Source organism: Burkholderia territorii (assembly GCF_902833055.1).
GTDB lineage: Bacteria > Pseudomonadota > Gammaproteobacteria > Burkholderiales > Burkholderiaceae > Burkholderia > Burkholderia territorii.
The window spans coordinates 623,102-637,237 of the sequence record NZ_CADFEJ010000001.1 but is presented as its reverse complement, the minus strand read 5'-3'; the positions used below and the strand labels follow the sequence as shown (position 1 = coordinate 637,237).

The 14,136-nt window shown below is 68.3% G+C and carries 12 protein-coding genes; 10 read left to right on the top strand and 2 right to left on the bottom strand.

Annotation, left to right across the window (positions count from 1 at the left end):
- Positions 1–69: 69 nt before the first annotated feature.
- The 7 genes from HW466_RS02780 (at position 70) to HW466_RS02750 (ending at position 8,088) form a co-directional block, all read left to right on the top strand.
- On the top strand, positions 70–807 hold the full coding sequence (locus HW466_RS02780; RefSeq protein ID WP_059507385.1) for a FadR/GntR family transcriptional regulator: 738 nt from the start codon (positions 70–72) through the stop codon (positions 805–807).
- 121 nt (positions 808–928) lie between these two features.
- Entirely contained in the window at positions 929–2,050 is a 1,122-nt protein-coding gene (locus tag HW466_RS02775) for a branched-chain amino acid ABC transporter substrate-binding protein (protein ID WP_069228698.1), read from the top strand.
- Positions 2,051–2,105: 55 nt separating this feature from the next.
- Entirely contained in the window at positions 2,106–3,113 is a 1,008-nt protein-coding gene (gene lhpH / locus HW466_RS02770; RefSeq protein WP_059507386.1) for a trans-3-hydroxy-L-proline dehydratase, read from the top strand.
- A gap of 186 nt (positions 3,114–3,299) precedes the next feature.
- Positions 3,300–5,861 carry a penicillin-binding protein 1A gene (locus HW466_RS02765; protein ID WP_174905389.1) on the top strand — a complete coding sequence of 854 codons (2,562 nt, stop codon included), beginning with the start codon at positions 3,300–3,302 and terminating at the stop codon, positions 5,859–5,861.
- A gap of 78 nt (positions 5,862–5,939) precedes the next feature.
- Complete coding sequence (locus HW466_RS02760) at positions 5,940–6,815, top strand: PilZ domain-containing protein (RefSeq protein ID WP_174905388.1); 876 nt, start codon at positions 5,940–5,942, stop codon at positions 6,813–6,815.
- 273 nt (positions 6,816–7,088) lie between these two features.
- On the top strand, positions 7,089–7,418 hold the full coding sequence (locus HW466_RS02755) for a DUF4148 domain-containing protein (protein ID WP_151007196.1): 330 nt from the start codon (positions 7,089–7,091) through the stop codon (positions 7,416–7,418).
- Positions 7,419–7,683: 265 nt separating this feature from the next.
- Positions 7,684–8,088, top strand: a complete 405-nt coding sequence (locus tag HW466_RS02750) for a lysozyme inhibitor LprI family protein (RefSeq protein WP_059450267.1) — start codon at positions 7,684–7,686, stop codon at positions 8,086–8,088.
- Positions 8,089–8,138: 50 nt separating this feature from the next.
- Here the strand turns inward: HW466_RS02750 and HW466_RS02745 are convergent, their stop codons facing one another.
- Both HW466_RS02745 and HW466_RS02740 read right to left on the bottom strand, forming a co-directional pair.
- Positions 8,139–8,786 (bottom strand): response regulator, encoded by a 648-nt coding sequence (locus tag HW466_RS02745; RefSeq protein WP_059450268.1) that lies wholly within the window; start codon positions 8,784–8,786, stop codon positions 8,139–8,141.
- Positions 8,783–10,894, bottom strand: a complete 2,112-nt coding sequence (locus tag HW466_RS02740; protein ID WP_174905387.1) for a PAS domain S-box protein — start codon at positions 10,892–10,894, stop codon at positions 8,783–8,785. Before HW466_RS02740 ends, HW466_RS02745 begins: the two co-directional genes overlap by 4 nt.
- Before the next feature lie 320 nt (positions 10,895–11,214).
- Between HW466_RS02740 and HW466_RS02735 the strand changes: the two genes are divergently transcribed.
- The 3 genes from HW466_RS02735 (at position 11,215) to HW466_RS02725 (ending at position 13,723) form a co-directional block, all read left to right on the top strand.
- Positions 11,215–11,685, top strand: coding sequence for a universal stress protein (locus HW466_RS02735; RefSeq protein WP_174905386.1), 471 nt, complete (start codon positions 11,215–11,217; stop codon positions 11,683–11,685).
- Between the two features lie 339 nt (positions 11,686–12,024).
- Positions 12,025–12,531 (top strand): cupin domain-containing protein, encoded by a 507-nt coding sequence (locus HW466_RS02730; RefSeq protein ID WP_151006147.1) that lies wholly within the window; start codon positions 12,025–12,027, stop codon positions 12,529–12,531.
- Positions 12,532–12,697: 166 nt separating this feature from the next.
- Positions 12,698–13,723, top strand: coding sequence for a DedA family protein/thiosulfate sulfurtransferase GlpE (locus HW466_RS02725; RefSeq protein WP_059450272.1), 1,026 nt, complete (start codon positions 12,698–12,700; stop codon positions 13,721–13,723).
- Positions 13,724–14,136 lie beyond the last annotated feature (413 nt).

Genomic DNA, 14,136 nt, shown 5'->3' with positions numbered 1-14,136 from the left:
GGCGTCGCTCCGGTATGGTGCGAACCCGCTTGTTTCCCCATTCACCACCCGACCGGGCAGGAGCCCCTGATGATGTCCGCACGTCCTGAATCGCTCGAAGCCGGTTTCCGGCCGCTGCAGATCTACGAACAGGTCGCCGAGAAGATCCGCGACGAGATCCGCGCGGGGCGCTATGCGGCCGATTCGCGGTTGCCGTCGGAGCGCGAACTCGCGGCGCTGTTCCAGGTCGGCCGGCCGGCCGTGCGCGAGGCGCTCGGCGCGTTGCAGAACGAGGGGCTGGTGTTCACGAAGCGCAATTCGGGCACCTACGTCGTGGCGGCGCCGCTCGACGTGCTCGCGCAGCGCGGCGACACGCGCGGCGTGCCCGACGCCGACTTCAGTCCGACGTCGACGCTGGGCGTGCGACTCATCCTCGAGCCGGCGATCGCGCGCCTCGCCGCCGCGCACGGGCGCGCCGATCCCGTCGCCGAGGGCTATCTTGCGCAGATGGAAACCATCGCCGACATCGACGATCCGCAGCAGCGGGCGTTGTGGAACGAGAGCGACCGGCTGTTCCACCGGCAGCTTGCATTGATGACCGGCGACGCGCTGATCGTGAAGATCGCGGACGAAGTCGCGAAGACGATGGATCAGCCGCTGTGGAAACGGCTGAAGGACGACGGCATCTACGATGCGGGCCGCATCCGCCTTTACGTGTCCGAGCACCGGCTGATCTACGAGGCGATCGTGTCGGGCGACGCCGATGCGGCCGCCTTCTACGTCGAACAGCACATCCTTCGCGTGCGGCGGGACATCGCGCCGAAATGAAATGCGCCACGCCATTCTGGTCTGAAAATCGACCAGAAGCGCGAAATTCATTTTGAAATTGCTTGCGTCGTGACCACGTGTGTCCTACATTGGTTTCACACAAAACCAATCAGGAGACACCATGCGACACTTCGTTATCGCGCTCTCGGTGGCCGTTGCCGCCGGCGCGCTGACTTCCGCGCACGCGCAGGAAGTCGTGATGATCGGCCATTCGGCACCGCTGACCGGCCCGCAGGCCGCGAACGGCAAGGACAATGAAAACGGCGCGCGCCTCGCCGTCGAAGAGCTCAACAAGGCCGGCGTGAAGGTGGCGGGCAAGACGGTCACGTTCAAGCTGGTGTCCGAGGACGACCAGGCCGACCCGAAGGCGGGCGTGCAGGTCGCGCAGAACCTGGTCGACAAGGGCGTCGTCGCGGTGCTCGGGCCGTACAACTCGGGTGTCGCGATTCCGGCGTCGCGCGTGTACAGCAACGCGGGCGTGCCGATCCTGCCGGTCGCGTCGAACCCGGCGCTCACGCGGCAGGGCTTCAAGAACATCTTCCGGATCGGCGCGAGCGACGAACAGCTCGGCGGCACGATGGCGACCTTCGCCGCGAAGACGCTGAACGCGAAAACCGCCGCGGTCATCGACGATCGCACCGCGTACGGGCAGGGCGTCGCGGAGCAGTTCATGAACGTCGCGAAAGCGAACGGAATCAAGATCGTCGACCAGGAGTACACGAATTCGTCGGCGACCGATTTCCTCGGCATTCTCACCAAGATCAAGGCCAGCAATCCCGACGTGATCTTCCTCGGCGGCTATGCGGCGCAAGGCGCGCCGATGGCGAAGCAGATGAAGCAGCGCGGGTTGCGCGCGAAGCTGCTCGGCGGCGACGGCATCTGCTCGGCCGACATGGGCAAGGTCGCCGGCGAGGCCGCGTCGATCGTCTACTGCGCGCAGGGCGGCGTCGCGCTCGAGAAGACGCCGGCCGGCCGCGAATTCCTGAAGAAGTATCACGATACCTATCACACGGACACACAGGTTTACGGCGTCAATTACTACGACGGCATGAAGCTGTTGGCCGACGCGATGGTCAAGGCCGGCACGACCACGGACAAGGCGAAGCTGATCGCGCAGCTGGCGAAGTCGAACTATGCGGGCGTCGCGGGCACCTATTCGTTTGACGAGCGCGGCGACCTGAAGGGCGCGCCGACCACCGTCTACGTCATCCGCAACGGGCTGCCCGAGCCTTACGCCAAGTAACCCGGACCGGACGGCGCCGCGGCGCCGTCCTTCGTCTTCACGCCTTCGATCCTCCATGAAAATTTCCCGATCCCTTTCCACCGTCGAAGTCCATACCGGCGGCGAAGCGTTCCGCATCGTCACGAGCGGCCTGCCGCGCCTGCCCGGCGACACGATCGTCCAGCGCCGCGCGTGGCTCAAGGAGAACGCCGACGAAATTCGCCGCGCGCTGATGTTCGAACCGCGCGGCCACGCCGACATGTACGGCGGCTACCTGACCGAGCCGGTGTCGGCGAACGCGGATTTCGGCGTGATATTCGTGCACAACGAAGGCTACAGCGACCATTGCGGGCACGGCGTCATCGCGCTGTCGACCGCCGCGGTCGAGCTCGGCTGGGTGCAGCGCACGGTGCCGGAGACGCGCGTGGGCATCGATGCGCCGTGCGGCTTCATCGAGGCGTTCGTGAAATGGGACGGCGAACATGCCGGGCCGGTGCGCTTCGTCAACGTGCCGTCGTTCATCTGGCAGCGCGACGTGTCGGTCGACACGCCGTCGTTCGGCACCGTGACCGGCGACATCGCATACGGCGGCGCGTTCTATTTCTACGTGGACGGCGCGCCGTTCGACCTGCCGGTGCGCGAAGCGGCGGTGGAAAAGCTGATTCGCTTCGGCGCCGAAGTGAAGGCCGCCGCGAACGCGAAATATCCGGTCGTGCATCCGGAGATCCCCGAAATCAACCATATCTACGGCACGATCATCGCGAACGCGCCGCGCCATCCGGGCTCGACGCAGGCGAACTGTTGCGTGTTCGCGGATCGCGAGGTCGACCGCTCGCCGACCGGCTCGGGCACGGGCGGCCGTGTCGCGCAACTGTACCAGCGCGGGCTGCTCGCGGCGGGCGACACGCTGGTCAACGAGTCGATCGTCGGCACGGTGTTCAAGGGCCGCGTGCTGCGCGAGACGACGGTCGGCGATATCCCGGCCGTGATTCCGGAAGTGGAGGGCAGCGCGCACATCTGCGGGTTCGCGAACTGGATCGTCGACGAGCGCGATCCGCTTACCTACGGTTTTCTCGTCCGCTGAGCGTCGGCGTACCGCCCTCGGTCGGGCGCGCGTTCCCGCTGCGGGGCGCGCGCCTTTTTGTTGTAAAAATGTGCGAACCGGCGCCATTCGCGCGGGCGCCGGACGGCCGCCGGCCGGCGGGCCGCGCGAGTTTTGGTACGATGCAGCCTTTCCAGCAGATCCCCCACCCGCGTGAATCGCCGAAACGTGTCGTCAGTGCGTGACCTCTGTGCCAAATGGGTCGCGCGTGCCCAACCCGTCGCGGCCGCTGCCGCCGTGTTCGTCAAGCGTGTCCGGGCCAGCGCCTGGCACCACCTCCGTCATCCGACACGCCGCGGCGTGCTGCGCGCGGCCGCCGCCGTGCCGGCGCTGTTCGTGCTGTACGTGCTGGTGCTGATCCCGTTCACGCCGGGCATCGGCGACATCCGCAAGGCGCGCGTCGACCAGCCCGCGCAAGTGCTGTCGGCCGACGGCAAGCTGCTCGCCGAATTCAAGCCGTCGAACCGCGAATGGGTGTCGCTCAAGCAGATCTCGCCGCACATGGTCGACGCGCTGATCGCGACCGAAGACCATCGCTTCTACGAGCATCACGGCCTCGACTGGAAGCGCACGGCGTCGGCCGCGCTCCATACGTTCTCGGGCAGCCGCCAGGGCGGCTCGACGATCACGCAGCAGCTCGCGCGCAACCTGTATCCGGACGAGATCGGCCGCGCGCCGACGCTCACGCGCAAGGTGAAGGAGGCGATCACCGCGCTGAAGATCGAGGCCGTCTACAGCAAGGACCAGATCCTCGAGACCTACCTGAACACGGTGCCGTTCCTGTACAACGCGTACGGCGTCGAGATGGCCGCGCGCACCTATTTCGACAAGTCCGCCGACGAGCTCGACGTGCTGGACAGCGCGACGCTCGTCGGGATGCTGAAGGGCAACAGCTACTACAACCCGGTGCTGAACCCCGAGCGCGCGCTGCAGCGGCGCAATACCGTCCTCGGCCAGATGGTGAAGTACGGCAAGCTGTCGCCGGCGCAGTTCGCGCAGTTGCAGCGCCGGCCGCTGCGCATCGATTTCGAGCGCCAGAAGGAGCCGCCGGGACCCGCGCCGCACTTCGCGCAGCAACTGCGCAAATGGCTGATCGGCTGGGCCGACCGCAACGACTACAACATCTATTCGGACGGGCTGATCGTGCGCACCACGATCGATTCGCGGCTGCAGCAGATGGCGACGGCGGCATTGACGCTGCAGGCGAACCAGCTGCAGGGCATCGCGAACAACGCATGGAGCGGCCGCGACGGCTGCGGCACCGACAACGAGGTGTTCCGCACGTTCATGCGCGAGTCGCCCGAGTACAAGGCCGCGCAGGATGCCGGCAAAAACGATGCCGCCGCGATGAAGCAGCTCGCCGCCGACCGCGGCTTCATGCGCGCGCTGTGCAAGGCGAAGACCGACGTGCAGGCCGGCTTCGTCGCGATCGACCCGCGCGACGGGCAGATCCGCGCGTGGGTCGGCAGCCGCGACTTCACGAGCGAGCCGTTCGATCACGTCGCGCAGGCGCGGCGTCAGCCGGGTTCGACCTTCAAGCCGTTCGTCTACGGCGTCGCGTTCGCAAACGGGATGAAGCCGGACGATACCTTCATCGACCAGGCGGTCGAGATTCCGCTGAAGGGCGGGGAGATCTGGCGGCCGAACGACGACGTGCCGCCGTCGGGCAAGCCGATGACGCTGCGCGACGCGGTCGCGCTGTCGCGCAACCGGATCACCGCGCAGGTGATGGAGAAGGTCGGGCCGGCGGCGGTGGCGCGGCTCGCGCGCGACATGGGCGTGCGCGAAAGCCCGCTCGAGCGCGTGCCGTCGCTCGCGCTCGGCACGAGCCCGGTGACGCTGAAGGAGATGGTTGCGTCGTACGCGACGATCGCGAACGGCGGGCTGTACGTCGAGCCGCAGATGGTGACGCGCATCGAGAACCGCCAGGGCGACGTGCTCGCCGAGTACGCGCCGGCGCCGCCCGAGCGCGCGCTCGATGCCGAGACGGACAAGACGCTGCTCGGCGTGATGCGCGACGTGGTGACACGCGGCACCGGCAGCAGCATCCGCGCGCGCTTCGGCATTCGCGGCGACGTGGCCGGCAAGACCGGGACCACGCAGGACAACGCGGACGGCTGGTTCATCCTGATGCAGCCCGGGCTGGTGGCCGGCGCATGGGTCGGTTTCGACGACGGCCGCGTGACGCTGCGCAGCGACTATTGGGGGCAAGGCGCGCACAGCGCGCTGCCGATCGTCGGCGACTTCTTCCAGCGCGCGCAACGCGCCCGAATCGTCGACACGAAGCTGAAATTCGATACCGAACCGTCGCCCGGCTGGTTCGCGTCGGTGCGCGAACGCGTGACGGACTTGTTCGACGGATGGTTCGGGCCCGAGCCGAAGCAGGCGCCGGCGCCCGTCAGGACGCAGCGTATCGAGCGGCAGCCGGAGGCGGACGCCGCTGCGGCATCGGGTGCATCGGCTGCGTCGGCGCCCGACGCGGCATCCGGCGGGATCGTCGAGGAGTGGATTCCGGCGTCGGAGGTGGCGGCATCGGCCGCCGCGCTGTCGGCGGGCGCGTCGCAATCGCAGGCCGCGCAGCCGCCGGCGGCGGGCGGCAACGCGGGCAACGCCTCCGGCCCGGGCCTCGCCTCCGCGCCGGCCGTGCCTTCGTCCGTACCGGCACCGCCGGCGGCTCCGGCTCCGGCTCCGGCTCCGGTTTCACCCGGCGCGACCAGCGGTTCGGAGTAACGAGACGTTCAGATTTCGCGCGATGCTGCCGTAATAACGTTGTCACGACAGCACGCGCGGTTGCTCCGCGCCTTTCCGATGCGGCTCATCACCGATCACGTCGCGCTCGCGCGCGACGACCTCTCAACCGGCACTCCGCTCGGCTTCGATCTCTTCGACGCGGGCGGCGCCGCGCTGCTGCCCGCCGGCACGACGCTGCACGATCCCGCGCAGCATGCTTTCCTGTTCGATCACTTCCGGCCGGTTCGCCGGCGCGATGACGCCGAGCCCGCCGCGCCTGCGCCCCACACCGTGCCGGCGGCCGCGCGCATGGGGCTGTCGGCCGGCGCGGCGATCGGCATCCGGCGGCGGGTCGGCGCGACCCGCGTGCTGCAGCGCTGCCGGTTGATCGGGATCGGCGCATCGGGGGCGCTGTTCGTCGAACCGCAGCCGGCGGTCGTGCTCGATTTTGCCCGTGGCGACGACGTCGAGGCGGTCGCGATCGGCCGGTCGGCGGTGTCGCGTTTCGGTGCGACGGTCGACGCCGTGCACGCGGCCGGTGCGGCGCCGTTCCTGGTGCTGTCGCCGCCGGGCTTCGTCGACCGGCTGCGCACGCGCGCGGAGCCGCGCGTCCAGGTGCGGATCGCGGCCCGCTGCACGGGCGGGACAGTGCAGGCGGACGGTATCGGGATCGTGCGCGATCTCAGCCTGAACGGACTGTCGATCGCGGTCGACCGGGCGCTCGCGGCGGCCGGCGAGCCGTTGCGCGTGCAGTTGCCGTACATGGATGACGATCGTGTCGGGTTGCTCACGCTCGACGGCACGGTGCGCGCGGTGCATGCCGATCCGGCGCTCCCGGGCTGGGTGCTGCACCATGCGGCGTTCGACGAGACTGCCGCCGACGACCGGACCCGCCTCAAGGCGTTGTTGTTCGACCTGTCGGTCGGCGCCGCCGAGACGGACCTGGTCCGCTGATGCGGTGAACCGGGCACACGTGGCAGCCGCGGCGCAGCGGCCTCCGGCTCGGCCAATCCACGCCGGACGAAGCATGCTGCCGCCCATTGGTTTCAGGCGTGGCCATAATCCTCCGATGATTCGGCCGCATGCATCGCGATTGTACGGATTCCGTCAACAGTGAATTTGCGATTTAAGTATTTACCCTGATAGCGTGGCCTCCTAGACTTTCACTCATGCGCAACGACTACCGAGTCGGAAGCGCCTGACAAAACAATCTGGAGGTAACGCATCATGAAATCGCTGATCAAGGCAGTTGCACTGGCCGCTCTGGTGGCCGCCCCGGTCGTGTCGTTCGCCCAATCGAACCAGCAGCCGCTGACGCGCGCGCAAGTGCGAGCCGAGCTGGTTCAGCTCGAAAAGGCCGGCTACAACCCGAACGACTGGATGAACTATCCGGAAAACATCCAGGCCGCACAGGCAAAGATCGCCGCCGCACAGAACACCGGTGCGCAGGCCGACGTAACGGGCTATGGCTCGAACCCGGTCGCGACGTCGCAGTCGGGCCAGCGTGTGGCCGTGCCGGCCGCAGCCGATCGTTCGTCGGTGTACTTCGGCCACTAAGCAAGCCATTCGCCGCGCGGCCGCCAGGCCGCCCGCAATGCCGTACCGAAAGGCCCGCACTCGAGTGCGGGCTTTTTTGCGTGCGCGGCACGCGGGCGCGGGCTGACAATCGATCGCGCGTGCGCTAGCATCGCGGTCGGCATTGCCACGCTGCGGCGGCCGCGACCGAGGTCGCGACCGTCGGCCGGCGAGGTCGCGCGCCGAGGCGCGGCGGCAAGCCCGGCATCACGTTCCACGACTTCAACGAAAACAAACAGGAGCATCCATGCGTGTCTCGACCGGTCTGCTGTGCGCGCTCGCGCTGGCGGCGAACGTTGCCCATGCACAGGCGAATTGTGCGGACGCGACGGATCAGGCAGCGATGACGGCGTGCGCCGATCGCGCGTACAAGAAATCCGACGCGGACCTGAACCGCACTTACCAGGCCGTCACCGCACGGCTGCGCGACGCGAAGCCGCTCGCGGAAAAACTCGTGAACGCGCAACGCGCGTGGATCGCGTACCGCGATGCCGAATGCAACTTCTCCAGCGCGAACGCCGAAGGCGGCAGCGTGTATCCGATGGTCGTATCGACCTGCCTCGACGATCTGACCAAGACGCGCAACGAGACGCTGAAGGGTTATCTGTCGTGCGAGGAAGGCGACCTGGCCTGCCCGGTGCCGGGCAAGTAGGCTGCGCGACCTTCAGCCGGCCCGCGCGTCGCGCGGCCGGCACGGTGCGCCTAGACGTCGTCCGTCTCGTCGAGCAGCTTGTGCCGCATCGCGTAGCGGACCAGCGCCGCTTCGTGCGGCATCTGCATCTTTTCCAGGATCCGGGTCTTGTAGGTGCTGACCGTCTTCGCGCTCACGCACAGCGCCTGCGCGATCTCGGTCAGCGTCTGTCCGGCGGCGATCCGGCGGAACACGTCGAACTCGCGATCGGACAGCCGCTGGTGCGGCAGCGTCTCGGCCGGTTCGTTCAGGCTTTGCGCGAATTGCTCGGCCATCGCGAGGCTCACGTAGACGCCGCCCGATGCAACCTTGGTCACCGCGCCGACCAGTTCGGCGCTCGCGCTTTCCTTGGTCAGGTAGCCCGACGCGCCGGCGCGGAACGCGCGCACCGCGTACTGCTGTTCCGCATGCATGGTCAGCACGAGTACGCGTAGCGCGGGCTTCTCGTCCTTGATCTGCTTGATCAGCTCGACGCCGTTGCGGCCCGGCATCGACAGGTCGAGCACCAGCACCTGGGCTGGCGTCGAGCGAATCAGCGCGATCGTCGACGGCCCGTCGCACGCTTCGCCGGCCACTTCGAATGCGGTGGTGTTCTGGAGAATGTGCCGCAGACCGTCGCGCACGAGCGTATGGTCGTCGGCGATGAGCACCTTGATCATGTGAGGGTGGTTTCCTGTTGAACGGTGCCGAGCGGGAACGCGACGGTGATCGAGAAGCCGCGCGCGAGCGCGGTATCGATCGTCACGCTCCCGCCCAGCATGTGTGCGCGTTCGCGAATGCCGATCAGTCCGAACGACTTGTCCTCGTGGGCGGTGCCGCCCGGTGCCGCGCCGCGGCCGTTGTCCGCGACGCGCAGCACGCAGAAGCCTTCCTCGATGTCGAGCCGCAATGCGACGCGCGTCGCATCCGCATGGCGCGCGACGTTCGTCAGCGCTTCCTGGACGATCCGGAACAGCGTGGTCGCCCCGGTACTGGTGAACGTGAGGCCGCCGGTTTCGATCTGGCGTTCGACGTCGATGCCGTAGCGGTTCGTGAAATCGTTCGCCAGCCATTCGATCGCGGGCACGAGGCCGAGATCGTCGAGCATCACGGGGCGCAGGTCGGCTGCGATGCGCCGCACCGACGCGACGGTCGCGTCGATCAGCCGGCGCATGCCCTGCAGTTGCGACAGCACGTCGTCGTCGGGTTGCGCGCGGTTCGGCGCACGCAGTTGCTGCTCGATGACGGACAGGTCCATCTTCAGCGCGGTGAGTTGCTGGCCGAGGTCGTCGTGCAGTTCGCGCGCGATGCGGGTCTTTTCCTCTTCGCGCACGTTCTGCAGGTTCGCCGACAGTTCGCGCAGCTCCTCGCGCGACTGCTTCAGTGCATTCTCTGCGCGCTGCCGCTCGGTGATGTCGCGCAGCATGACCGTATAGAGCTTGCCCGACGCGTCGCGGATCTGCGAGATCGACGCTTCGATCGGGAATTCCTCGCCGTTGCCGCGCAGCCCGAACAGCACGCGCTGGCGGCCCATCTGCCGCTCCGACACGCCCGTCACGCCGAACTGGTCGACGTGCTTCGCGTGCGCGGCACGAAACCGTTCGGGGATGAAGCGCGACAGCGGCGCGCCGATCGCCTCCATCGCCGACACGCCGAATACCTGTTCGGCCATCGGGTTGAAGATCACGACCGTCTGCTTCTCGTCGATCGTGATGATCGCTTCCATCGACGAGCGGATGATGCCCATCATCCGCGCCTCGTTCAGGATGCCGCGGCTGCTGGCGCCCGTATCGGCGGCGCCGGCGCGGCCGCGCAGCAACGCATGGACGAGCGCCGCGAATGCGAACGACGCGATCAGGCCCGCGGCGAGCACCGTGCCCGCCGCGCGCTGCGCGCCCGTCGCGCTCGGGCGGCCGTCCGCGGAATAGGCGAGCGTCAGCACGGTCCCGCCGAAATTCAGCTGGTCGGTGCGCCGCATCAGGTCAGGCGACGCGGAGGCTTCGTCGGTCGTCGTCTCGGCACTCGCGATCGGCCGGGGATCGTCGCCGGCGCTCATCCGCAGGTCGAGCCCGCGTTCCGCATCGAGTGCGCGCTCGATCAAGCGATTCGGGCTCACCTGCGCGAACAGCACGCCGTCGGCGCCCGTCTCGCGGGCGCCGGCCGGCGCGGCGGTGGTGCGCGGTGAAGCCGTCGCGGGCAGGAACAGCGTGAGGGTACGCGCATCTCGGGACGTATCGTCGTCGGCCGAATGGACACCGAGGGCGACATCGCCCGTGCGCAGCGCGTGCGCCATGGGCGCCTGGTCCGTCGCGCCGAAGCGCACGCCGGCCGAGCTCGACGCGGGCGCGCCGAGCGTCGCCACCGCGAGCGGGCCGGCCGGCATCGGCGCGTGGCCGGCGAGGGCGCTGCGCGCCGCGGGCGACAGCGGCGCATAGCCGACTTGCCGGATCGGCGAACGCCCGTTGTCGAGCTCGAGCGTGTCGGCATATCGGCGCCATTGCTCGGGCGTCATCTGCGGCGCGAGCGCGAACGCGCCGCGCGTGCTTTCGAGCACGGCGACGCCGGCTTGCAGCTCATGGCGCAGCATCGCCGTCACGTGCGTCGTGCGCCGCTCGAAGCGCGTATGGACGGCGCCTTGCCACTGCTCGCGAACGAGCAGCGCGACGCCGAGCGACAGCACGGCGCCGGCGAACAGCGTAACGACGCCAGCCGCGAGCGGCTGGCGTAACATGGTCTGGAAACGCGTGGGCCCTCGGGCGTCACGCGGCGGGGTTCCACTGGCGGTCATTCGATGGCCATTCTGGTGTCGGGGCCGCCCGTGGCACTCGGGCGGCGCGGCATAACCGGGGAAAAATCGCACCGGCCGCGTGCGGCGTCTATTTTCAAGATTAAATTGTGCGCGTTTTGCACGTTTTTTGTAATAGGGTCAGCTAAAAATGAGATGCCGGGCGGTGCAACTGGCGTCCCGGCCGCGATTGACACGCGTCAACCGGCGTGTCGTCACGTGGGGGCAGACTGTTCGGCAGGCGAGCCGGCATCGGGCCGGCTTGCGGTGACGAGGGCGTCGTTCGCGCGATGCGCGGCGAGCGCCCGGTCGGAGGGCGGACCATGTACAAGCGGATTTTCGTCGGGCTCGATGGCAGCCCGAGTGCGCGTCTCGCGTTGAACGAGGCGATCCGGATCGCGCAGGCATCCGGCGGCGAGATCACGTGCGCGTATGTCGTCGAGCACCGGCCGCAGCTCGTCGACGTCGATGCGGGCTTCGCGGCCGAACACGACGGCGACGCGGCGGCAGCCGATGCGGCGACACCCGTGCTCGACTACGCGAAGGCGGCGCTCGCGCAGCGGCACGTGCCGGGCACCGTGCGCGCGCTCGACGCGTACGGCGAGGACATCGCCGCGGTGCTGATGCGCACGGCGGCCGAGGCCGGCGCCGACCTGATCGTGATGGGCACGAGCGGGCGGCATGGCCTGCGCCGGCTGTTGCTGGGCAGCGTCGCGGAATCGCTGCTGCGCGCGGCCGACCGGCCCGTGCTGCTGGTGCGCCACGACGAGCCGACTGCGGCTGCAACCGCGTGAAGGGGCGGTGCGGCGCCGAGCCATGAGCGGCGGGCAGGCGGCTGCGGTGCGGATGTCGGTGTGATGGCGGGTGCGGCGCATCGCGCGACGCGGCGATGCGTTGCGCCGCCGTGTCCCGACGACATGATTGCGCGGCGCCGGTTGCATCGCGGCCCGCACTTCTGGCAGCATCGGCCGGTGTTCGCTTGATCGCCGCGCGCCGCGTGGCGCGCGCGATCCCGTCGCCGCGTGCATGGCCGCGGCGATCGACGCAGCGGCACGCGAGCCCGGCCGACGGGATTTCCGGGCGGCCCCCGTGTAGCGCGTGCCCGGTCCACTCCTTCACCGACGTCATTCGCCATGCCCATCTCCGCCGCCGACCTGATTCGCCAGTTCGATCTGCAACCGCACCCCGAGGGCGGTTATTTCCGGGAAACCTACCGCGCGGCCGATACGGTCGTGCGCCCGGCCGACGGCGCGCCGCGCGCGGCGTCGACCGCGATCTACTACCTGCTGTGCGATGGCGCGTATTCGTCGTGGCACCGGATCCGTTCCGATGAAGTCTGGCATTTCTACGCGGGCGATCCGCTCGAAGTGTGGGTCCTCGACGAACACGACGGCCTGACGATCCATCGGCTCGGCAACCCGCTCACGCATCCCGGCACCGTATTCCAGGCGGTCGTGCCGGCAGGGCGCTGGTTCGGCGCGCGCTGCGCGTCGCCGGAGCATGTCGCGCTGGTCGGCTGCACGGTCGCGCCGGGGTTCGAGTTCGCGGAATTCGAACTCGCGGACGCGACGGCACTGGCCGCCGCGTTTCCCGAGTACGCGGAGCACGTCGCGCGGCTCGCGCAGCGCGCCGATGCGTGAGCATGGCGGCCGCCGTCAACGGCAGCCCTTCCGCGCGATCCCGGCCAAACCCGTTTAGAATGCACGGTGGTGCAGGATTGGTCGCGGACGTACCGCGGCGATCGCTGCCAGCCGTATCGACGGCCGCCCCCGTCGCACGGTCAGCCTGTCTTCCAGGAGCGCCGCCGTGTGGCACTTTCCCATCGCGATTCCCTCGTCGCTCGGTCCTTGGGCCGTGTTCGCGAGCGTACTGATCACGCAGCTCGGCGTGCCGGTGCCGGCCGTGCCGATGCTGATTCTCGGCGGCACGATGGCGGCGATGGGGCAGGCGTCCTGGGCGAGCATGTTCGCGGCGGCGATCGGTGCGACGATGCTTGCCGATTCGCTGTGGTTCTTCATGGGCCGCACGCGCGGCCGGCGCTTGCTGAACGGCCTCGTGCGATTCTCGCTGTCGCTCGACACGACGCTGCGCTTCGCGCGCAATGTATTCGAAAGATACGGCGCGCCGCTGCTCGTCCTCTCCAAATTCCTGCCGGGCCTCGGCCTCGTGTCGGCGCCGCTGCTCGGCACGACGGCGATCGGCATCGGCGTGTTCCTGTTCTGGGATCTGGCCGGCGCGTCGCTGTGGGCGGCGTTCTGGCTCGTCGGCGGCGCGGCCGTGCATGACCAGATCGTCCAGTTCGTGCTGTGGGTGCGCGCGAGCGGCGGCACGATCCTCGATGCGTTCCTCGCGATCTTCATCACGTTCCTGCTTTATCGCTGGGTGCGCCGCGTGCAGTTCCGCCGCTACCTCGCGCAGGTGCGCATCTCGCCGCCGCAACTCGTCGAGATGATGACGTCCAACGAGCCGCCGCTGATCTTCGACGCGCGGCCGCGCGCGATTCGCGAACGCGAGCCGTACCGGATCGCCGGCGCGGTGCCGGTCGATCTCGATTCGCCGGATCTGCTCGATCCGGAGCTGCTGAAGCGGCCGATCGTCGTGTATTGCGTATGCCCGAACGAGGCAACCGCGAAGCGCCTGATCGCGAAGATGCAGCGCAAGAAGATGCTCCACAACATCAAGGCGCTGAAGGGCGGCCTCGACGCGTGGGAGAAGCACGGCTATCCGGTCGAGCCGCTGCCGGCCGATCTCGATTCATCGCGGTATTTCGTGCGGCCCGAACATGCGGCGCTCGCCGGTGAATATACGGTGCGCGCGACGTTGTCGAAATAAATCGGGCGCGGGATTCCGCGCACGTCCGCATTTCACGTCCGATTTCACGCTTCCCGCCGCCGAGAAAATCGGCTGACACGAATCGTCTGATTATTCCTATAATCTCGCCTGCATATTGCGTGCGCGTGATTGCGCACATTCGACGCGCGCTCGTTCGCGCCGAAGGCGATTGATCCCGTTGCTGCCCGCCACGCGCACAGCCGTGTCGCACGGGCCGCACGGGCGTATTCCGTGAAAGACCGATCCGTTTTCCGGATTGTTCCGGAAAATGCCGATAATCAACGGCGATTCCAATCGGAGTGACGCAGTATCCGCAACGTTTTTAATCCAGAAACGGCGGCGGGGATTTTTCGTTTTCGGTTTGCCAGTATCGGCATGAACGGCCGCGCATTGACATCGACAATGACGGCGGC

Bases quoted from the DNA above. Each gene is read 5' to 3' on its own strand.
- lhpH (WP_059507386.1), top strand. From the start codon at position 2,106: ATGAAAATTTCCCGATCCCTTTCCACCGTCGAAGTCCATACCGGCGGC.
- HW466_RS02750 (WP_059450267.1), top strand. From the start codon at position 7,684: ATGCGTGTCTCGACCGGTCTGCTGTGCGCGCTCGCGCTGGCGGCGAAC.
- HW466_RS02735 (WP_174905386.1), top strand. From the start codon at position 11,215: ATGTACAAGCGGATTTTCGTCGGGCTCGATGGCAGCCCGAGTGCGCGT.
- HW466_RS02760 (WP_174905388.1), top strand. From the start codon at position 5,940: ATGCGGCTCATCACCGATCACGTCGCGCTCGCGCGCGACGACCTCTCA.
- HW466_RS02775 (WP_069228698.1), top strand. From the start codon at position 929: ATGCGACACTTCGTTATCGCGCTCTCGGTGGCCGTTGCCGCCGGCGCG.
- HW466_RS02745 (WP_059450268.1), bottom strand. From the start codon at position 8,786: ATGATCAAGGTGCTCATCGCCGACGACCATACGCTCGTGCGCGACGGT.
- HW466_RS02730 (WP_151006147.1), top strand. From the start codon at position 12,025: ATGCCCATCTCCGCCGCCGACCTGATTCGCCAGTTCGATCTGCAACCG.
- HW466_RS02755 (WP_151007196.1), top strand. From the start codon at position 7,089: ATGAAATCGCTGATCAAGGCAGTTGCACTGGCCGCTCTGGTGGCCGCC.
- HW466_RS02780 (WP_059507385.1), top strand. From the start codon at position 70: ATGATGTCCGCACGTCCTGAATCGCTCGAAGCCGGTTTCCGGCCGCTG.
- HW466_RS02740 (WP_174905387.1), bottom strand. From the start codon at position 10,894: ATGACCGCCAGTGGAACCCCGCCGCGTGACGCCCGAGGGCCCACGCGT.